The sequence below is a fragment of the Paenibacillus sp. sgz302148 genome, assembly GCF_056120465.1.
Window position 1 is genome coordinate 148,164 of the sequence record NZ_JBVYOJ010000001.1, and the last position, 20,781, is coordinate 168,944.

The window sequence follows — 20,781 nt, forward strand, 5'->3', positions numbered from 1 at the left end:
TTCTCTGAAATCCCTCTAATTCTGTAAAAGTCTTGTAATTTCGTCAGTCCATTTACCTTCTTCATCTGCTATCATAGTGGTCCAACCAAGATATCTCGCCGGAATAAGATTCTTTTCTTGATCATCAACATAAATTATTCGCTTATCATAAATATTTTCTTGTACAATATTATAGATTGCGGGATCTGGTTTACAGTATCCCACTTGACTTGAAATCGTTATCGAATGTAAATATGGCTTTATCGGTTCTAATAAATCAAGTATCCATTCATGGCGGTGATTACTCAAAAGATGGATATCTGCGAAATGGCTCCATTCAGAAATGTAACTAGCACTTGGTAATAGTTTTAAGTGTTTCTTCAATAATTCTCGAGCAATGTTATGCTCAATTGTTACCTGACATTGCGTATTAAGCCACTCCCAAACATCTTGTTCATTCATACCTCCAGTTCATAACGCTTCTCGAACTTCTTTCTTAATTAATAGTTCTTTTATTGTATTTTGTGGAGTCTTGAAAAGATGTGCAAGCTCAATCCAATATGTGGAAGAAAAATTATTTACTATCACGCCGGCAACGTCCAGTATTAGTTGAGTTCTGCTCATTAATATTTGGCCTCCTTTTTATTTTTAGGTCCTTTCGTATAACGTTGTTGTATTCATGAACCCGAGAACCTTAAAGCAGCTTCAGCTGCCGGCCCCGCGACTACGGTTAAGTTCGCAGGGTTGTCTGCCTTAGTCCGCTTCCCCGAATTGCCTCGGGCAGACCAAAGAGCGTTAGCGACGCAGCGTAGATACGGTGTTAACTGATGTTCCTGCCAACATTGAATTCACATTAATATTCCTAAAGAACCATTCTTCCATCTTTATCATCATCTGATTTGCAGTTTTTGCACTTCTTCTATTAATCCATCTAAACAATGGTTCTTTAATAAAACTAGTCAATTCTTCTTTTGTCTTGTCTAGGCTTCTCAGCAATTCCTCGTATTCATATTCTATAAAGTATAAGGTTTCTTGAGACTCGGTTGACCTTCCAGGATCATCCGACAATACCTTAACATGGTTTTCATAATATATCATCCCTGGATTTGGATCGTGCCCCAACCAAGGACTAGTTCTACTTCTTACAGAATCATAAACCTCGTTCCAATCTATGAAGAAGCCTATAACAAACTTAAAGAAAGATTCGAGGCTCATAAGGCAGAGTTTTAGAACTGCCTAGACCAGGATCAACAGTTGTTTTTAGATTTGCAAGCGTATCAAGGGATAGACAAAGTTGATCAATCAAGAAGCTACTGAATTGAACCTTAAGGTCCGAAAAGGCCGGCCGCTGCGCGGTTAGGTTCTCAGGGTTGTCCGCCTGACTCCGCTTCTCGGCCACGATGCGGTTAGGGAAAAGGATGTGTCTGCTGATTAGGCTTCTTCGAATTGCCTCTTGCAGACCAAGGAGCCGGAGGCTCCGCAGCGGGAAAATGGTGTTATCTGAATTCACTTGACCCGCATTCCAACTTACAAAGTTAGTTGACTTATTGCTTCACCGTTATTCTTGTAATATTGAATTTTATTGCTATATGGACGCAGAATCTCATTGATTTGAGGCTTCCTTTCCTTTTCGAAACTATGACTCCATTTGAGCATCTTAATTAAATTCGAGAAGGATTGAGTGTAGTTCCCTACTTCTATTCCCATCTTCTCCTTAATGAATCGAGAAATTATCTGACAATCTCTCTTGAAAACATTTAAGTCCAAGTAAATAATCACATCCGACAATTCAAAACTTCTAAGTACCCATTTAAAGTGCACACCTTCAATGATCCATAAGTCTTTATAAAATATCTCATTTAAAACCTTATCCCTTACTTCTGCTGAATTTCTTGTATCATTCTCTACACCTCTAGTCCAAACCACATTATCCAATTGAAAATATGGTATTTCTAGTGTTTCCGAGAGTCTCTTGGCTAAGTATGTCTTGCCACTCCCTACTTCGCCGATAATATGTATTTTTTTGAATGGTCTTTTTTTGTTCTCTACCATAAATATCTACCATCCCTCATGTTTTCAAGTGATTTCAGATAACGTTTGTATGTTCCCGACATCTCTCCCCCTTAGATAGCTCTTATCTTAGGGGGAGGGATTGTCTGCCTGAATTTACTTCACCGAGTTTCCTCTGGCAGACCAAGGATCGGTAAGGCTCCGCAGCGGGAAAACGATGTTAACTGAAGTCATTGCCTTCCTCGATTATAGCCAAAATATACCGTTCTTATCTTGGTCTACGATCATTAATTGTTTTTCAAAGTTCTCATCCGGTTTTATGTCTTCTACGAAATGCCACCTGTCTTTACTGTCCTTCCAATATACTTTCCAAGTATTATCCTCTAGCCTAAATTGAGCTACAGGCAGTTCTACCCTACTCCCAGGAATGTAAGACGGCCTTTCTTGAGTTAATGTCAACATATCCCCTCTAAACTTATATTTGATTTGGATTTCTTCTTTCAAGTGTCTTGGAATTTTTCGTTCAATGTAATTATCGAGTAGTTTTTCGATCCGCTTCTTAGTAAATGCATCCATCATTATCACTCCAAAGATGTTTTTAATGTTTATCGGTTTTATATGTTTATTCTGCAATGATTTCAGTTAACGTAATTGTATCTACGAACCCTCACCACCTTAAAGGAGCGTTAGCGACTGGCCGCGGCGCGGTTAGGTAGTGCAGGGTTGTCTGCCTGATTCAGTATCCCTGAAATGCCTCGGGCAGATCAAGGAGCGTAAGCTCCGCAGCGTGAATACGGTGTTATATGATGCTGGCGACCTCTTCGAAAAATAGAAATCCTTATTGTTCAAAAAGAAAATAAGCTATTAACTACCCTTATCCCCTTATTCTGAATTTCAATTGGATTATCTTTATATTCTCTTTGAACATACTCATATGAAATCCATTCAAAATGTTCCAGTCCTAATAAACCCGCTAATTGATTTACTGGATTTCTCTTATAAAATTCTTCAAAATCTGAAATATAAAAAATCTTTGTAATATCTAACGGGGTCACTGTTTGCAATTTATTGGGATTGCTATTTATTAATTCTACAATTCGATCTCTATTGTACTCATCTTGGTTTATCTCGATATCTTCTTCCCAAGTACATTCATAATGAAAGGTTCTCTTCTTCCCGTCATAAATACTAAATGACCAGCCATGATCTTCTGCATTTACCAGGTGTATCAATATTCCCTTATTACTATTAATAAGTCTTTTATTCGGTTGAAAGCTTGAACCATTGGGGATAATCGTCACCCAATTATTACGCTCTGGATAAACAAATCCGCGAAGCCAAGATCTCCTTAAATGTTTGACTGCGTCATTTTGTTCCGTAGAATATAAGTGATAGCTCTCACTAAATTCGCTCATTAAATCTCTCCTTGTCCGACTTTCAAAGTGTTTCGCCAGTTTCATATAACGTTCTTGTATCTACGAACCCTCACCACCTTAAGGGACGTCAGTCCCGGCCGCGGCGCGGTTAGGCAGTGCAGGGTTGTCTGTCTGATTTCACTTCTCCGAAATTCCTCGGACAGACCAAGGAGCGTTAGTGACGCTGCGTAGATACGGTGTTAGATGAAGTTGGTGCCTTCCTCGAATTATCTATTCTAAATCCCTAAATAAATAATTATGTAACTGTCTTTGTTAACGAGTTCGCAAAAATCAATTAATCTATTAAAATTTTCTTGTATTTCACGCTTTTTAAAAAAGAGTTTCTCATAATGACCTTTAGATTCATCTTCGGCATATGTATAATTTCCGGTTAATTTAATCAATTCCGGCGCTTGTTCAAATAGTAATAACCACGACTTTAAAATGTTGGAAAAAGATTCAATACCGTGCTGGTCGATATAACTAATTCCATAATAATTAAAACCGAATTGATATTTACCTTTACCTGATGGATTAATGTTTTAACCCAATTTAATGAGTCTTGGATATATCCAATAATATCATCACTTAAATGAACTACTCTCTCATGATTAACTTGTTTTGAAAAATCATTATAATCAATACCACTCTCTATTTCATCATGAGTTAGCAACAGAAAATCATGTATTAGTGCCATATCTCCTCCGAATTACTAGAAATATTAATATAAATCTTCTGCATTAATTTCATCTAACGTTCTTGTATTCACAAACCCTCACTGGCTTAAGGGAGCGATAGCGAACGGGTCCGACGGACTTAGCCAGTGCAGGGTTGTCCGGCTGCCCCACTTCCGCGAAATTCCTTTGCCGGACCGAGGGCCGGATGGCCCGATGCGTGAATATGGTGCTAGTCGATGTCCATGCCCTCAATGAATTAACTTCAATCCTTATTTCTATCTAATTATTTAGTAATGTTGGTATTAATATAAGTCCTGAGGCAATGATTATTAAAATTTTTGTTGTATGTTTATTTAGTTTTCTATTTTCTTTGGATTTATACCATCCCTTAAACTGAAAATAATTGCGATATAATATAAAAAACAGAACGAAATTACCCAGAGCCATAAACCAATTATAAATAGGTACTCCATAAACCAATGAATAAAGATATCGTTCAATTCCACCAAACACGAGCATTATAAACATAAGTAAAATAAGTGTTCTCAATAATTCAAAGAAAGCCGACAACACTTTTGACATAAAATCATTCATCCCTTCACCGTACTGCATGGATTTCCACTAACGCTCTTGTATTTACGAACCCGAAAGGCTTAAAGAAGCGTAGCGACTGGGTGGCTCTGCCACTTAGCCTTGCAGGGTTGTCTCCCTGATTAAGCCTCCTCGAATCTCATCGGGCAGACCAAGGTCGGCGTAAGCCGACCGCAGCGTGAATACGGTGTTATCTGATGTCAGCGCCTTCTTGCATTACTTTTAAAAGCTTTATTCCATTCCGAATCCTTTACTTGGTCTGTTCACATATGGGTCATGTGATTCTTCTTTTATGACCTTCCAAAAATAATCATGTTTTATGACCTCTGGATAGACTTTCTCCATCGCCATTATCTCTTTTCGGTCTTTAAACACGACATCTATTATTTTTTGTTCGCTTCTCGGTAACTCTGGATCATATCCAATATTCGGCTCTTGATCTGTTTCATCTGCTAAAAAATAATGAATATACCCGACTTGTCCGTTGTCATTTCTACTATCTTCTACCCAAAGTAATTTCTTTATTGTAATCTCTAATCCCGTTTCTTCCTTCACTTCCCGTATCGCAGCTTCTCGACTAAATTCACCTTCTTCAATCATGCCACCAGGTACAATCCAATAAAACCCTTCTGATCTTGTATGTCGAGTCTGTATAAGTAATACACGCTCCTGCTTATCCATTACAATTACTCGTACAACCGGCATGTTATTCTCCTCCATACGATTTACTTTCGAAACTTGTTTCTACGTTTGCGCTGATTTCAGATAACGTTGTTGTATTCACGAACCCTCACTGCCTTAAGGGAGCGACAGCGTCCGGCCGCGACGCGGTTAGGCAGTGCAGGATTGTCTGCCTGATCCCACTTCTTCGAAATTCCTCGGGCAGACCAAGGAGCGTTAGCGACGCAGCGTAGATATGGTGTTATATGTTGCCGGCGACTTCCTGAATTAACTTGCAAAATCGTGTTTTAGTACTTTATAGTAATCTACTATGTTATCTTCTTGTCCATTTACAATTCTTTTATAAGTCTTGGCGGGTGGATAAATCTCTGTTCCTTGGACTTGAATGGCTATTGCATTTTCGAATGTTTTACTCATGATCCATTCTCCACCAAACATCCCTAACTCCTATCTTGGCTGGTGCGGGTTGTCGCCTGATTCAACTTCCCCAATATCCCTCCTGGCGACCGAGGGCGAATGCCCGTTGCGTGAATATGGTGTTAGGTGAAGTTATTGACTCCAAAGCCATTCCTTTATTCATTGTTACCTTGTATTTGTATTGCTTTATCAGTTTTAAGATTAACTTCAAAAACTAAATTACTTAATGGAAAATCCCTAGTTGTTTTTAATATATATTGATCCTCCACTTTTTTTGGATGCAAATTGATCCAATGATTTATTTTTGATATACCAATTCCATGGATTTCTCTTACAGGTATTTCTAGAGATATTCTCTTCATTTCTGAGCTTTCAACATTTTTTACATATAATCGAGCAGTACTATTTCTCTGAAATAAATTAACTAGCTCTATTTGATATTCATATTTACCATCAGCAGTCATTTGAATAGTATCCGCAGTAATATTTTCAGTTAACCAACCACTTGTATTTACATATTTAAACATATTCGGTGTTAATGCAATCATAAATAAACTTAGTATCACGATAATTGAGACTTTTATCTCGTTTATAGCAGCATATCTCTTCGCTAACCAATAAATAGATACAATTATAAGTAAGATTGAAGGTATAACATGAGTTAACAAAATTGCAGTTGATATTAAATCTATACCTCGTTGAAAGTTGGCTGTTGCGCCAAAAATAAACCATAAAACGCCAGATAGGTTAAAAAGAACAACTGATATCCAAAATATTATTAAAACCCTCTTTAGAACAATAATTATCACCATCCAATTGAGAGCAAACCTAGTATTTTAAAATTTTTCTCGATTTAATTACTAGAAAAAATTTTCAATAATTTCACCTAACGTTCATGTATCTACGAACCCTCACCACCTTAATGGAGCGTTAGCGACTGGCCGCGACGCGTTTAGGTGGTGCAAGGGTTGTCTGCCTGATTCATCTTCTCCGAAAATCCTCGGGCAGACCAAGGAGCGTCAGCGACGCAGCGTAGATACGGTGTTAGGTGAAGTCCTTGGCATCTACGAGTTTACTTAAAAATAAGTTCCTTCATATACCTCATTGAGATATAGATTAATGTTACACCTAGTATTAAACATATTAAAATCAAAGCAATTGATATCCATTTCCATTCTATCGAAAAGTAGTACAGATTTATTTTGTTTAATTTATCTGTAGCTGATTGCAATGTAATTATATTCATTATTATAAATATGCTATTTAGCTTTATTACTCGATATAAAGGCAGCTTTGCTTTAACAAACATTATGCCCTTTCTTTCCCATTTGTCTTCTTTGCCTTCTTCTATTAATGCTTTACGGTAATGATCCCATCTAAAAGCTCCCATACTAGCAACAAGTGCAGCTATTGATAGTGAAGAAGTAATGTTAACTTGTACAAGATCTTTAATAAAGTCTGAAAAATCATCTTTTCTTAAAACTTGAAGGAACAAAAAGAGAATCATAATTAACATCGAAATAACTAGAAGAATTTTCTCAAAAATATTACTTTCGATTTTGATTCTGTCTGATCTTTTCATTAATTACCTCTTCTTGATGTATTTGGTGTTTCAAGGATTTCACCTAACGTTCTTGTATCTACGAACCCTCACTGCCTTAAGGGACGTCAGTCCCGGCCGCGACGCGGTTAGGCCGTGCAGGGTTGTCTGCCTGATCCAGCTTCCTCGAAACTCCTCGGGCAGACCAAGGAGCGATAGCGACGCAGCGTAGATACGGTGTTAGATGATGTTACGGCCTTCTTCGAAAAGTCCTGCAACAAAAAAATAAAACATCAAGTTTTTCTAAACCTGATGTCCGCTTATCCATCCTTCAATATCTTCTTCGGTCATTAATCCTTCCGCCGTTCGTAATCCCAATTCGACTAACTCTTCTTGGCCATACCTTATGGAAACTCCATTTAATCTCAATAAAAGCAACATCGTTGCAACGCCGATTCGCTTGTTTCCGTCAATAAATCCATGATTCTTAATCAATGCATACGTAATGACCGAGATTTTCCTTATTAATCCTTCATACAAGTCGTTCCCATCAAACGTCATTAACGCTTTATTAAGAGCACTTTCAATTAAAGCAATATCTCGGACTCCTTCAGATCCGCCTGTAGCACGTATAATCCTCTGATGAAATATGACAATTTGTTCAATTCCAACTGTTTTCATTACTTGGACAGCTCCTCAAGAGCTTTTCGATTTTCTGTTATAATATCGTCCATCATGGCTTCCAATTTATCCTGGTTTCGGGATTTCAAAAATTCCACAAAATCAATAACTTCCAGCTTCTTATCTTCTGGCAATGATAAAAAGTCATTCAATAATTTTTTTTCAAGGCTCACTACACGCACCCCCAAGGTCCTTATATCCCAAGTATACACCAAAATGGAGAGGTTTTTAACAATAGCTTCCTGAATTACTTTCAACTATCCCCTTGCCGTTATTTCATCTAACGTTCTTGTATCTACGAACCCTCACTGACTTAAGGGAGCGACAGCGACCGGCCGCGACGCGGTTAGGCAGTGCAGGGTTGTCTGCGAGACTCCACTTCCTCGAAAATCCTCGGGCAGACCAAGGGGCGTTAGCCCCGCAGCGTAGATACGGTGTTAGATGAAGTAGCTTGCTTCATTGAGCTACAAAAAAATATGTCTTCCCCAGTCTTTCCAATCGTTCTTAATTCTATTTATTAGCCATTCTCCACCAAATGTTGTAGACCCTTCATGTGAGCAATATATAATCCATTCCATAGTAATATCAAACCAAAAACCTTCTCCGATGCCTTCGTAAGAAGGTTCAAATGAATCCAATTTAACAATATATCCGTTATATTTAGACTCTCTAATCTCTATTATTTCATTTACATCTTTCAGAATCTCTCTTAATTTGACGAATCCAAAATTGTTCTCAAACGCATCCGAGTCAAAAGCAATTACAGGCTTAGCGTTTGTATCATGCAAAGGAAACCAATAATGATTTGAAATATCCCATGTTTCTGCGAGTTTATCAAACACGGTATCAATTTCATCTTTACTCAATTCTCTTGAGTAATTTAATTCATTCATGGTTTTCATCCCTTCAAGGTATTTCATCTAACGTTCTTGTATCTACGAACCCTCACTGCCTTAAGGGACGTCAGTCCCGGCCGCGACGCGGTTAGGCCGTGCAGGGTTGTCTGCCTGATACTTCTTCCTCGAAACTCCTCGGGCAGACAAGGAGCGTAAGTGAAGTGACGTAGCGTAGATACGGTGTTATGTGATGTGGGCGTCTTCTTTGAAATACTTGCGAAATTCTTTTATGTATTTAGTTCATTAGATGTTTCTAATATCTTATAAATTCCTCTGATAAATTATAAATTCTAGTTGTTCCATCGTTCTTTATCCAAATAATTCTTCTACAATCAGGACATTCATATAGCCTTTCTGCAATCCTAATAACTTCGGCATCAGCACTAATTAATCGATCCCATTCTGAAGATCCTTGTATCGGATTGCTAATACTATTTCTCTTGTTTTCTAAATCAAGTAATTGTTCATATTCCTTATCTTTAATAACTAAAAAACCATCATCGGGTATATCACTTAAATTATGAATGTATCCGCATTCACAAATTAATTTAGGCATTTATAGTTACCTTCTTTCGAAATAATCCTTAATCTTAACGCCCATTTCACATAACGTTCTTGTATCTACGAACCCTCACTGCCTTAAGGGAGCGTCAGCGACCGGCCGCGGCGCGGTTAGGCAGTGCAGGGTTGTCTGCCTGATTCTACTTCCCCGAAATGCTTCGGGCAGACCAAGGAGCGTTAGCGACGTAGCGTAGATATGGTGTTAGATGAAGTTACCGACATCGTAGATTAACTCAAAACACCATCACTTTTAATTTCCGTTATTACACAAGATACAACCATGACAGGACAAATAAACATAGTGTATGTTACATTGAGGATATCCGACTGGTACAGCAGGTTTATCATCATCTCCATCAATCCTAGACCATTCTCTATAATGAATTTCATTAATATATTGTTTATCAAATGTGTTGATCATTTTTTGAAATTGTTCAAGTCGTTCAATTACCCAGTCACTTCGGGGTTCATAATTCAATCTTTCCCAACCTAAACCATTTATAGCTGATGTTATTGTACGATTCATAAAATCTCTTTCAGCCCCGAAGTTCTCCAAAGTCCAAGGCATTTCATCAATATCAAAGCCAACCGTTCCAATCCCAACTATAGATTGATCTTGTTGAGCCAGCCAGATTATCAGCTCCCGCTCACGATTTGTTTGAGCAATTATTGATCCGCTTATTACGAGTAAATCAAGGAATACTGATGTCAGTCCATTGGACATAGAAATCGATTCGACCAAATGTTTTTGTCCATTAGGCATTGAAATTGTATTTCCCATCTTTTTGCCCCTTTAAATTTTTCGGTAATTTCATCTAACGTTCATGTATTCACGACGTCCCACCACCTTAAGGCGACGAAGTCGCCAGCCGCGATGCGGTTAGGTGGTGGGGATGTGTCTGGCTGATTCTACTTCCCTGCTACTGAAATGCCTCTCGATTCCTCATCGGACTTCGGCCGGACCGAGGGGCGAATGCCCCGAAGCGTGAATATGGTGTTAGATGATGGCTGGGCCTTCTTTGAGTAAACCAAAATCCTTATTTATAAAGACTTGAAACAAGATTGTTTAATTCATCTGTGATTTTTGTATCCGTTGGATCTAAATTTAATTTAATGAAGATATTTCTTAACTCTTCAGCCTTATTTATTACCATTTCTTTTTTATCTCCATTTATCATTGCTTTGTATAAACCATCTAGTCCTACATCTATCCAATCGTTGGCGGCTTCATAAGACGATGGTTTAGATACACTTGAGGCTGCAGCTACAGACCCTACACATCTATCATAATTACTGTTGTTTCCATCGGAAAAATCCATGCCAAAACATGTAGCTGATTCACCTAACTGATATTTAAATTCCATATCAATCATGTTTTGTTTATATTTTAAATTCTCTTTACTGTTCTGTTGTAAATTCATAGAATGTATTAGAAAAACAACTAGAATAATAATGACAACTACTAATATAGAAATTATATTATTAGATTTATTCAATTTTATACTCCTTTGCATTATGCTTTGCCCAGCTTTCATCTAACGTTCGTGTATTCACGACGTCGAGAGGCTTAAGGTGAGATCAGGATTGGCGAAGCCATCCGATCGAACCGGCTGCGCGGAGAGCAGTTAGCCTCGCAGATGTGTCCGCCTGACTCAACTTCCCTGCCAATTTCTCCTCGCGAGGGCCGAATGGCCCGATGCGTGAATATGGTGTTAGATGAAGTAATATGCCCTCTTCGAACTATCTCAAAAAATCCTTTATGTCAATTAATTTATTAACTATTCCATAAGAAATATTGTTATCAGGTACAGGTTTATTCTTAAAGTTTACCCAAATTGCTTTCATACCCATTTCAGTTGGCCCTATAACGTCATTCTTCCAATTATCACCTACAAATAATGTGTCTTCAGGTCTAACATTAAATTTCTTGAGTGGTTTTTGATATATGATTGGATTTGGCTTTTCAACACCGATCAGTTCAGAAATAAACATGGATTCGTTTGAGAAAAAGCGATCATATCCAAGTGCCTGAATCTTATCATATTGCAATGAAGCTGTTCCGTTAGTCACAATTCCCATTAAGTATTTCGTAGATATCGATTCAAGCATCTGGGTTATATGTAAATCAGGCTTCATTAATAATTTGCTGATTTGTTGATATTGATTTTGAAATTGATCAATCTCGAAATCATCTGCTTGAAGATTAAATTCAGATAATGTCTCGATAATTTGAAATCTTCTGTATTCTTCTAATGTAATTTCCTGGTCATGATATTTCTGCACTAAGTATTCTTCTTTGACCTTGTAAATATTAAATAAATCGTCAATATTGAGATTACTTGTCATGGGGTAATTCCTAAATGTTTCTTTTATTCCTTGTTCCCAATAATCATCAAAATATAAAAGAGTATCGTCAAGATCAAATAAGATCAGTTTGAAATTCATGTTAAATGTCCCTTCAGATTGGTTTGAACTACATATTATTTCATCTAACGTCTTTGTATTCACGAACCCTCACTGGCTTAAGGGCGCCAGCCCGGGTCGTCAGACTTAGCCAGTGCAGGGTTGTCCGGCTGCATCCACTTCCCCGAATTCCCTCTGCCGGACCGAGGGGCGGATGCCCCGATGCGTGAATACGGTGTTAGAGGATGTCGGTGACTTCGGAGATATACTTAGAAATTTTTCATAATCTTCCCCATGCTCTTTCAATATTATCCGACGCTTTTCTTGTTTCCTTACCCATGTATCTATAAGCAATTTGTAGTATTTCCTTTTCGTCCCCAAGCCTCTCTAGAATATTGCAAGACAAAACTTCTTTAACTAAAGTATCTCCCGTTAATTCCATCCTCTCATAAAATTCAAATAATCGTATTAGTAACTCGGTTTCTATATCTTTTCTTAGTAATTCGATCAAATAATCATTTAAATCACCAAAAAACACATGGTTAAGAACTTTCTTCATAAAATGCTTCATGTTCAATAAGGTTAAACCTGAATTTGGGAAATTCATCAATAAATATTTTTGAAAGTTCATTATATTTCAAGCCTAACCCACCTTCTTAAAATACTAATATCTTACTCTTTAATGGTTTTATTGCTTTTCCACCGATTTCCTCTAACGTTCTTGTATCTACGAACCCTCACCACCTTAAGGGACGACAGTCCCGGCCGCGACGCGGTTAGGTGGTGCAGGGTTGTCTGCCTGATCCCACCTCTTCGAAATTCCTCGGGCAGACCAAGGAGCGTCAGCGACGCAGCGTAGATACGGTGTTATCCGATGCATCCGACTTCTTCGAAATACTGAAACTGTTCTTTATAAATATCTTCCCCTGTTCTTACTCAATGGCTTGCTAAATGTTGCCACACGCTTCCATCTACCGGCCTGCTGAATGTTGCCAGGCTAACTTCTCCGAGACGCTTTCATCAACCCATCTGCTGAATGTTGCCACGCCAACTTCTCCGAGACGCTTTCAATAAACCGATCTGCTGAATGTTGCCACGCTAACTTCTCTGAGATGCTTTCATCAACCGATCTGCTGAATGTTGCCACGCTAACTTCCCCGAGACGCTTTCATCAATCCATCTGCTGAATGCCAGGCTAACTTCTCTGAGATGCTTTCATCAACCGATCTGCTGAATGTTGCCACGCTAACTTCCCCGAGACGCTTTCATCAACCCATCTGCTGAATGTTGTCACGCTAACTTCTCAGAGATGCTTTCTTTCATTAATTGCTTGCCCTGCAACCACTACTGATAAAAAATAGTACAATCTACTTCAAATGCACTTTCCTCTGCTTTATCGATCTTGGATGTTTCGGATAACGTTCTTGTATCTACGAACCCTCACTGCCTTAAGGGACATCAGTCCCGGCCGCGACGCGGTTAGGCAGTGCAGGGTTGTCTGCCTGACTCCACTTCTCCGAAAATGCCTCGGGCAGACCCAGGAGCGTCAGCGACGCAGCGTAGATACGGTGTTAGACGAAGGTTCAATCTTCCTCGAATTTACTTTGTTAGAAGTTCAATTGTGTTATAAATAACTCTTTGATCATTCGGTAATTCTATATCTTTATGAAAGTGACCGAAATACCATTTATTATAAATTAGTCGTTCTTGAATATGTTCTAGATAATGACTTAATTCATCCTCTTCAATTCCTGAATTGTGTGATTTGTTCAGTACTTTCAATGTTGATGAAGGACAAGTATGTGTTATTACGAAGTCTACTTTCCAATTGTGTTTTTCTAAATTCTCTAGACCTTCCAAATACTCTGCTGCAGTCGGTAATTCCCCTGGCCACCAATTAATATTCTCTTTCCTATACTCTTTGTCATGGGATTGAGCTCCACCAAAAGTAAATAACTTATAGCCCTTAATAGTAAATACTTGACCTCTCATTAAGTGAATAATGCTATCGTTAATTCTGTGGATCCTTCCTCCCTTCCAATACTCTACAGAGTAGGAATTGAGTAAATTGAAATTCTCGTGGTTTCCATCAATAAATAATGTAGTAAAGTTCTTTCGAGATAACCACTTTCTCCAATACAATTCATCATTCTTATTGTCCCAAACAAGTCCAAAATCACCAGTGACGATAACATAGTCATCTTTTGTTAAAGCCCTATTGTTTGGAAATCGCTTTGAATTCAATTTACTTATATCCGTGTAACCATGCAGATCCCCGGTTACGTACATTCCCTTCACTTCCTCAGAATACAGTATTTATTGATCTATTGAACTTTCGTCTAACGTTGTTGTATTCACGAACCCGAGAACCTTAAGGCAGCTTCAGCTGCCGGCCGCGACTGCGGTTAGGTTCGCAGGGTTGTCTGCCTGAGTCCGCTTCCCCGAATCGCCTCTGGCAGACCAAGGCTCCGTCAGGAGCCGCAGCGTGAATACGGTGTTATACGAAGATTCGTTCTTCTATGAAATCACTAAATGTTAATTATTCCTTAAGATATATGTCTTAGGCTTGAATCCATATTTCTTATAAAAATGTATTACTGATTCATTCTCATATTGGACTCTTATACTTACGTTCTTTACATTGTTTAATTCAAACCATTCCATCGATTGCGTCATTAACAAATCCCCTATACCTTGAGCTCTGTAATCGTCTAGTATATATAAGGAATCTAATTCCCCTTCATTATTCGCCGATGTTGAAGATATACAATAACCAATATATTTATTTATCTTCTCATCTACGGCTATTAAAATATTGATCTTTCCGTTTGCTGCCTTATCTTTTAATTGATTTGCTCTTCTATCGAATGTGTATGTTGCCTCTTCTTTGGATAGAGAAGCATGATAATCACTTAAGCCTTCCCATAGGAATCTTATAAGTTCAATTTCCGCAATTTCAAGAGTTTTAATTGCGATCATAGCAAGCATCTACCTTTACAAATTATTTATGATTTAACGAATTTTCGTATAACGTTCTTGCATTCACGAACCCGAGAGGCTTAAGTGAGCGTAGCGAACGGGTCGAAGACTTAGCCTCGCAGTGGTTGTCCGCTGCTCCAACTTCCCCGAAATTCCTCTTGCGGACCGAGGTCCCGGCGAATGCCGGGCCGAAGCGTGAATGCGGTGTTATATGCAGTAGTTGCCATCTTGAATTACTTACAATAATGTTCTTATTTCTCAAATACCGTAATGCATTATGTAGCTATTATTAGAAATTCCTTTATACAACAAGTTGAGCAATGCATTTAATTGAGTAAGCCAATCTTCTTTCATGACTCTTATTCGAGACACTTCCCAATAACCTTCTTCCCCGTCTTCTTTCCAAACTGTATCTCCTCTTATAGAAAATGATTCGGGGGCTTCTTCGAACAGCTTTATCCACGGAGTCAGGGTAGAAATTAATTTATTTATCCTCGTACCGGTAAATAATGTAGCTCCATAGTAATTTAATCCGTAAGATTCTTCATTTGTGCTTGGGTTATAGGTACTAATCCAGCTTAACGAATCCAGAATATAGTTAACTAGATCATCTGATACCTCTACCTTGTCAATCCAGCTATCTCTATTTTCAACATACCATTGGACACAATTAGCCATTGTAATCTCATTTGGAATCAGAAAAAACTCATGGGTTAAACTCATCTCATCACCTGGGATACTCCCTACAAATATTTTGCAACTATTGCATATAACATCTTTTCTACGCACTTCGCTAATCCTACATTTCCGGCGGAATCTACGAGTTTCTTCGTCTAATGCACTTCATGCCGGGGATTCGCGAACTGCCTCCTACCAAGCCCTTCACTCCATCGAATTCGTTAGGCGGTCCAACGGACTCTGGATGCGGCGTATATCCTTCACACTGACGTGCGTGTAAATTTCTGTCGTACGGGAGCTTTGGTGGCCAAGAAGTTCCTGGATATACCGCAAGTCAGTGCCGCCTTCTAGCAAATGTGTGGCGAACGAATGCCGAAGCACATGGACACTTGCGCGTTTAGAAATCCCGGCGGCAATCAGCGATTGCTCGAATGCTTTTTGCACGGTTCGTTCCGTTAAATGCCCGACTCGATTCTGGCCAGGAAACAGCCATTCGTCGGGCTTCTCCGAGGCAATATAGCGATTCAGCAGTTCTAGAGCTGCATCTGACAAAATCGTAATTCTATCCTTCTTACCTTTGCCCTGACGAATAAGGAGCGTTTTACGCTCGGGGTCCACGTCTTGTACTCGTAATCGCACAACCTCGCCCACCCTTAATCCGGAAGAGTAGGTTAAGTACATGATCGCTTTATGTTTCAAAAACGAGACGGCTCCGAGCAGTCGCTTCACTTCATCGGGGGATAACACGCGCGGCAGCTGCTTGTCTTTTTTGGGACGAACGTATTCGACATCCGTTTCTTTCCAACCGGCAATATGATGCAAATAAAATTTGACTGCACTGATTGCCTGATTCACATAAGACGTTGCCCTTGACTGATTCAATAAGTACAACACATACTTTTGGACAACATAAGAATTCCAAGCGACCTTCGCCTCTCCCGCAAATTGAAAAAAACGAGCAACTTGCCCCTCATATGCCTTTATGGTTTTTACGCTGTAACCTCGCAACTTTAACGCATCGATCAGCTTCCGCTGCGATTCTTTTGTCTATTGCAATTCCACAAAATTTCTTTCATGAGGCTCGTGCCGAGAAGAATCTTTCTCCCATGAAGCCACCGGATCGCTGCCCCATTTTTGCAAAACCGAGCTTTCCTCCAACAAGCCTTCCTCCGCAATGATGGAATCGACGCCAAACGTACTGTACAACAATTGTAAAGCTGCAGAGGAATACGGAACTGTCCAAAATCTCTCCGCCTCGTTCCATTTTCTGCCGGGAATTGCGCGAATGGCCTCGACCGCGTTTCGATCATACTTGAATCGGACGATGATCTCTTGATCATTTCGCCGGGATATCGTTATTTTCATATCCTTCCAGAACCACCCTTCTCTATTATAGTTTCATTTCATAATGATGGAAATAAAAAAAGAAGGCCCATCGTTCTCCACGAGAACGACAAACCTTCCGATGCTTTCGGATCGCTATAGAAAATTTCTACCGCCCCATACTAAACTTGAATAACCTCAATCCCCAGCTCTGCCAGTCGGCGAACATCTTCCGGCTTTGTTTTCGCATCCGTCACGACGGTATGCACCCGGCTCAATTCGGCGACATTCGAGAAGGCTTGAAGCCCGAACTTGCTATAATCAGCCAGCAAAATTACGCGGTCCGCCGCAGCAATCATTCTTTGCTTCACTTCGGCCTGGAGCTCGTTCGTTTCGCTGATTCCTCGATCCAGATGTACGCCTTTGCACGAAATAAACGCTTTGTCGACGTGATACTGGGCAAGCGAACGTTCGGCTAGCGGTCCGACGTAAGATAGCGAGCGCGAAGTCAACAATCCTCCTGTCGAGATCACGTCGATTTTATCTTTGGCGCTGAGTTCCATCGCCACTTTGATCGAATTGGTCAGCACCGTCAGACGAATGTCGGGTACAAGCGACGCCATGAACCAGGCGGTCGAGCTGGCATCCAGAATAATCCGATCTCCCGGTTCGATCAGCTTCACCGCTTGTTCAGCGATCGACCGTTTTTCTTCAACATGCATCGTTTCTCTTTCAAAATACGGCGTTTCCGACCGCGTCTCCTTCAAGCTGACCGCCCCGCCATGACTGCGGCGCAGCTTGCCCTCGCTTTCGAGCTTATCGAGATCCCGGCGGATCGTCTCCTCCGTCACATCGCACAACGTACTCAATTCCGTCACTCGGATGCTTCCTCGTTCGTTGACCAGCTTTACGATTTTTTCGTATCTTTCCGCGACAAGCATGACACGACCTCACTTACGTACAAATTAAGCATATCGATTCCAATCAGCAAATCTACAACCTATTACATTCACTTTATCGAATCTGCAAAAATATTGCAAACTCCGCCTCACGTTCAAACGGTTTCGCCTGTACTGAGCACTTGCTGGAATCGCTCATATGCATTTTCCCAAGCTGGTTGCATGGCAGGTTCATAGGTTCGCAGCGGAAATGAGTTCCGCACGACGCGCCGTGCTTCGGCAAGATCCGGGATTTGGCCGAGGGCCATAAACTGCACGATCAGATTTCCGATCGCGCTCGCTTCTGTCGGCCCCGCCCAAACGGGGCGAGACAACGCATTTGCGGTAAACTGACACAGCAGCTCGTTGTTGATGCCTCCGCCAACCATATGAAGGCCGCTATACCGGCATCCTGCTAGCTCCTCTGTTCGTTCAAGAATAAAGCGGTATTTCAACGCGAGACTTTCCATAACACAGCGGACGATACTACCGATCGTTTCCGGTTCCGGCTGATTCGTATCCCGGCAGTACTGCCGAATCTGGCGCGGCATATGGGCTGGCGCAAGAAACTGCAAATCGTCGGGGTCGATGAACGACCGGAACGGCTCTGACCGTTCGGCCGCGGATAGAAGCTCCTCATACGAAGCTTCCGCGCCCTCCTTCTCCCAAGCACGTTTGCATTCCTGCAGCAGCCATAGGCCCATAATGTTTTTGAGCAGCCGATACGTTCCGCCGACGCCGCCTTCGTTGGTGAAGTTCCACGCCAACGCTTGCTCGCTTAGTACGGGTTGCTTCACTTCCGTGCCCATCAGTGACCAGGTGCCGCAGCTCAAGTAGGCGAATGACTCCCCTTCCGCGGGCACAGCCGCAACGGCCGAACCGGTATCGTGCTCCGCCACCGCAATGATCGGAATCGGCGCAATGCCGAGCTCCTCGCACAACGTCGGACGGATCGTTCCTACTTGCGTGCCCGGATCGACCGCATTCACGAACAATCCACGCGGCAGCCCCAAACGTTCGATCAAGCTATCGTCCCATCTCCGAGCCGAGGCATGATACAGCTGCGTTGTCGTCGCGTTCGTGAACTCGCTATGCATTTCGCCGGACAGGAAATACCGCAGCAGGTCCGGAATCATCAGCAGCGATTTCGCCGATTTCAAGATCGGCGACCCTGCCTCTAGCAACGCGAACAGCTGATAGATCGTATTGAAGGGCAGAAACTGAAGTCCCGTACGGGCAAACAGCTCCTCCCTCGGAATCTTCTCGAAAACCCGCTCCATCATGCCGGCCGTATGGCCGTCGCGATAATGATATGGATTTCCGAGCAGCTCCCCATTTTCCCCAAACAATCCGAAATCGACAGCCCACGAGTCAATGCCGATACTCCTGATCGCACCGGACAGAGTCCCCGAATCCGCTCCCACGATCGTACCGGACAGTGCCCCTGACTCCGCTCCCACGATCGTACAGGACAACGACCCTGGCTCCGCTTCCACTCCCACGACCGCATCGGGCAGCGGCCCGCCAGCATCAGCCGCACTCGTTCGAAGCCCTTCCTGCTTCGCCTTCAGCAAACCTTGCTTAATCTCGTAAAACAATCGCAAAATATCCCAATGCAGCCGGTCGCCAACCTGCACCGGATCGTTCGCGAACCGATGAATCTCCTTGATCGTAAGCCGGCCGTTCTCCAGCCGGCCAACGATGGCCCGCCCGCTGCCCGCTCCCAGATCAAAAGCTAACGCCGCCGTCACCAGCTCGCCCCGCCTTTGCCTCGCGAACGAATCGCTTCCGTATGACCGCTGGCGAGAAACGCGCGCATCGGATCGACCGGCACGCCCATCTCTTCGCGTACGACCCGCAGCAGCGGCGCTACATCACATTCGAACGCCTCGCGCACCGCTTGCTCCGCAGCCATGACATCCTGCTTCTCTTGCGCCTGGCGGACTTCATCCAGGTTGATGAGCAGCGCCTTGGCATATTGTGTTTGCACGTTCAGGACCGAGCGGATCATCGCCGGAATTTTCGGCTCGATATTATGGCTTTGATCGATCATGTACGCAATTTGCTCCGCCGATCTCCGGACCCCGGCATCCGCATCCGCCGCCGCATCGAGAATTTGATAGAAGATCAGAAACAGCTCGTATGGATTGATCGCGCCCACGATCAAATCGTCGTCGGCATACTTACGGCTGTTGAAATGGAATCCGCCGAGCTTCTGCTCATCCAGCAAATAAGCGACGATATGCTCCACGTTCGTACCCGGCGCATGATGGCCGGTATCGACCAGCACCTCGGCTTGCGGCCCGAGCTTGTTCGCCATCGTGAACGCCATGCCCCAATCGGCAAGATCGGTATGATAAAATGCCGGCTCGAAAAACTTATATTCGATCAGCATCCGCATCTCCGGCGACATAGCCGCGTAAACCTCGGCTAGCGACTCGTGCATCCAATGCTTGCGCTTGCGGATATCCGCTTGGCCCGGATAATTCGTCCCGTCGGCGAACCAAAGACTAATCGCATTAGAGCCGACCGTTCGGGCAATGTCGACGCACTCGAGCAAATGCTCGGTCGCTTTGCGGCGTATCCGCGCATCGGCGTTCGTCACGCTGCCGAACATGTAGTCGTCCTCCTGGAACAGGTTCGGATTAATCGCGCCGATCGATACGCCAAGCGCTTCGGCATGCCGTTTCAACGCATCATAATCGTCGACCTTGTCCCAAGGAATGTGGATCGCGACGGAAGGACAAATACCGGTCAGCGCATGCACCTGTGCCGCGTCATCGAATTTTTCGAACGGATTGCGCGGAACGCCTTCCTTCTGAAATACTTTGAAGCGCGTGCCGGAATCCCCGTATCCCCATGAAGGCGTTTCGACCTTCAGCGCTTTCAGCTTGCTTTTGACAAACTCCAGATTAATGCCCCGATCTCTTTGTTGCTCCTCGAAAAGTGCGTACGCCTTGTCGCTCATTGGCTTCCCTCCCACAAAATAAACGAGATTATTGCTATTTTCCA

Annotated in this window: 26 protein-coding genes; all 26 read right to left on the bottom strand. The window is 42.0% G+C overall.

The features are described from left to right. Positions 1 to 15 precede the first annotated feature (15 nt). The 26 genes from AC0LWM_RS00770 to rhaI all read right to left on the bottom strand — a co-directional run bounded on the left by AC0LWM_RS00770 (position 16) and on the right by rhaI (position 20,737). Positions 16 to 441, bottom strand: coding sequence for an HAD family hydrolase (locus AC0LWM_RS00770; protein WP_474672990.1), 426 nt, complete (start codon positions 439 to 441; stop codon positions 16 to 18). A gap of 9 nt (positions 442 to 450) precedes the next feature. After that, entirely contained in the window at positions 451 to 603 is a 153-nt protein-coding gene (locus AC0LWM_RS00775) for a hypothetical protein (RefSeq protein ID WP_474672991.1), read from the bottom strand. 903 nt (positions 604 to 1,506) lie between these two features. Beyond that, complete coding sequence (locus AC0LWM_RS00780; protein WP_474672992.1) at positions 1,507 to 2,031, bottom strand: P-loop NTPase family protein; 525 nt, start codon at positions 2,029 to 2,031, stop codon at positions 1,507 to 1,509. A gap of 204 nt (positions 2,032 to 2,235) precedes the next feature. Next, positions 2,236 to 2,565, bottom strand: a complete 330-nt coding sequence (locus AC0LWM_RS00785) for a DUF3024 domain-containing protein (protein ID WP_474672993.1) — start codon at positions 2,563 to 2,565, stop codon at positions 2,236 to 2,238. Positions 2,566 to 2,834: 269 nt separating this feature from the next. Further along, positions 2,835 to 3,404 (bottom strand): hypothetical protein, encoded by a 570-nt coding sequence (locus AC0LWM_RS00790; RefSeq protein WP_474672994.1) that lies wholly within the window; start codon positions 3,402 to 3,404, stop codon positions 2,835 to 2,837. A gap of 439 nt (positions 3,405 to 3,843) precedes the next feature. After that, positions 3,844 to 4,101, bottom strand: coding sequence for a hypothetical protein (locus AC0LWM_RS00795; protein WP_474672995.1), 258 nt, complete (start codon positions 4,099 to 4,101; stop codon positions 3,844 to 3,846). Between the two features lie 802 nt (positions 4,102 to 4,903). Continuing rightward, on the bottom strand, positions 4,904 to 5,377 hold the full coding sequence (locus AC0LWM_RS00800) for an NUDIX domain-containing protein (RefSeq protein ID WP_474672996.1): 474 nt from the start codon (positions 5,375 to 5,377) through the stop codon (positions 4,904 to 4,906). Between the two features lie 243 nt (positions 5,378 to 5,620). After that, the gene (locus tag AC0LWM_RS00805; RefSeq protein WP_474672997.1) at positions 5,621 to 5,770 is read right to left on the bottom strand and encodes a hypothetical protein; all 150 of its coding nucleotides are present in this window, start codon (positions 5,768 to 5,770) and stop codon (positions 5,621 to 5,623) included. 155 nt (positions 5,771 to 5,925) lie between these two features. Next, complete coding sequence (locus tag AC0LWM_RS00810) at positions 5,926 to 6,582, bottom strand: hypothetical protein (RefSeq protein ID WP_474672998.1); 657 nt, start codon at positions 6,580 to 6,582, stop codon at positions 5,926 to 5,928. Between the two features lie 260 nt (positions 6,583 to 6,842). Then, complete coding sequence (locus tag AC0LWM_RS00815; protein ID WP_474672999.1) at positions 6,843 to 7,352, bottom strand: hypothetical protein; 510 nt, start codon at positions 7,350 to 7,352, stop codon at positions 6,843 to 6,845. A 261-nt stretch (positions 7,353 to 7,613) separates the two neighbouring features. Further along, positions 7,614 to 7,991: a type II toxin-antitoxin system death-on-curing family toxin gene (locus tag AC0LWM_RS00820; protein WP_474673000.1), complete on the bottom strand. Its 378-nt coding sequence runs from the start codon at positions 7,989 to 7,991 to the stop codon at positions 7,614 to 7,616. After that, positions 7,991 to 8,248, bottom strand: coding sequence for a hypothetical protein (locus AC0LWM_RS00825; protein ID WP_474673001.1), 258 nt, complete (start codon positions 8,246 to 8,248; stop codon positions 7,991 to 7,993). The genes AC0LWM_RS00820 and AC0LWM_RS00825 overlap by 1 nt, the downstream gene beginning before the upstream one ends. A gap of 207 nt (positions 8,249 to 8,455) precedes the next feature. Continuing rightward, entirely contained in the window at positions 8,456 to 8,884 is a 429-nt protein-coding gene (locus AC0LWM_RS00830) for a hypothetical protein (RefSeq protein WP_474673002.1), read from the bottom strand. Between the two features lie 256 nt (positions 8,885 to 9,140). After that, positions 9,141 to 9,443, bottom strand: coding sequence for a hypothetical protein (locus AC0LWM_RS00835; RefSeq protein ID WP_474673003.1), 303 nt, complete (start codon positions 9,441 to 9,443; stop codon positions 9,141 to 9,143). A 255-nt stretch (positions 9,444 to 9,698) separates the two neighbouring features. Further along, the gene (locus tag AC0LWM_RS00840; protein WP_474673004.1) at positions 9,699 to 10,229 is read right to left on the bottom strand and encodes a hypothetical protein; all 531 of its coding nucleotides are present in this window, start codon (positions 10,227 to 10,229) and stop codon (positions 9,699 to 9,701) included. Between the two features lie 256 nt (positions 10,230 to 10,485). Next, complete coding sequence (locus AC0LWM_RS00845) at positions 10,486 to 10,944, bottom strand: hypothetical protein (protein WP_474673005.1); 459 nt, start codon at positions 10,942 to 10,944, stop codon at positions 10,486 to 10,488. A gap of 244 nt (positions 10,945 to 11,188) precedes the next feature. After that, complete coding sequence (locus AC0LWM_RS00850) at positions 11,189 to 11,893, bottom strand: HAD family hydrolase (protein WP_474673006.1); 705 nt, start codon at positions 11,891 to 11,893, stop codon at positions 11,189 to 11,191. A 238-nt stretch (positions 11,894 to 12,131) separates the two neighbouring features. Then, a complete protein-coding gene (locus AC0LWM_RS00855) occupies positions 12,132 to 12,482 on the bottom strand; it encodes a DUF7674 family protein (RefSeq protein ID WP_474673007.1) in 351 nt (116 codons plus the stop codon). A 968-nt stretch (positions 12,483 to 13,450) separates the two neighbouring features. Continuing rightward, positions 13,451 to 14,140, bottom strand: coding sequence for a metallophosphatase (locus AC0LWM_RS00860; RefSeq protein WP_474673008.1), 690 nt, complete (start codon positions 14,138 to 14,140; stop codon positions 13,451 to 13,453). A gap of 246 nt (positions 14,141 to 14,386) precedes the next feature. Beyond that, positions 14,387 to 14,830, bottom strand: coding sequence for a GNAT family N-acetyltransferase (locus AC0LWM_RS00865; protein WP_474673009.1), 444 nt, complete (start codon positions 14,828 to 14,830; stop codon positions 14,387 to 14,389). Positions 14,831 to 15,088: 258 nt separating this feature from the next. Continuing rightward, complete coding sequence (locus AC0LWM_RS00870; protein ID WP_474673010.1) at positions 15,089 to 15,619, bottom strand: coagulation factor 5/8 type-like protein; 531 nt, start codon at positions 15,617 to 15,619, stop codon at positions 15,089 to 15,091. Between the two features lie 93 nt (positions 15,620 to 15,712). Beyond that, a complete protein-coding gene (xerA, locus tag AC0LWM_RS00875) occupies positions 15,713 to 16,534 on the bottom strand; it encodes a site-specific tyrosine recombinase/integron integrase (protein ID WP_474673522.1) in 822 nt (273 codons plus the stop codon). 21 nt (positions 16,535 to 16,555) lie between these two features. Next, complete coding sequence (locus tag AC0LWM_RS00880) at positions 16,556 to 16,873, bottom strand: hypothetical protein (RefSeq protein WP_474673011.1); 318 nt, start codon at positions 16,871 to 16,873, stop codon at positions 16,556 to 16,558. Positions 16,874 to 17,013: 140 nt separating this feature from the next. Next, positions 17,014 to 17,772 (bottom strand): DeoR/GlpR family DNA-binding transcription regulator, encoded by a 759-nt coding sequence (locus AC0LWM_RS00885; RefSeq protein WP_474673012.1) that lies wholly within the window; start codon positions 17,770 to 17,772, stop codon positions 17,014 to 17,016. Positions 17,773 to 17,885: 113 nt separating this feature from the next. Continuing rightward, the gene (locus AC0LWM_RS00890; protein ID WP_474673013.1) at positions 17,886 to 19,520 is read right to left on the bottom strand and encodes a rhamnulokinase; all 1,635 of its coding nucleotides are present in this window, start codon (positions 19,518 to 19,520) and stop codon (positions 17,886 to 17,888) included. Then, positions 19,517 to 20,737 (bottom strand): L-rhamnose isomerase, encoded by a 1,221-nt coding sequence (gene rhaI, locus AC0LWM_RS00895; RefSeq protein WP_474673014.1) that lies wholly within the window; start codon positions 20,735 to 20,737, stop codon positions 19,517 to 19,519. The genes AC0LWM_RS00890 and rhaI overlap by 4 nt, the downstream gene beginning before the upstream one ends. Positions 20,738 to 20,781: the final 44 nt, after the last annotated feature.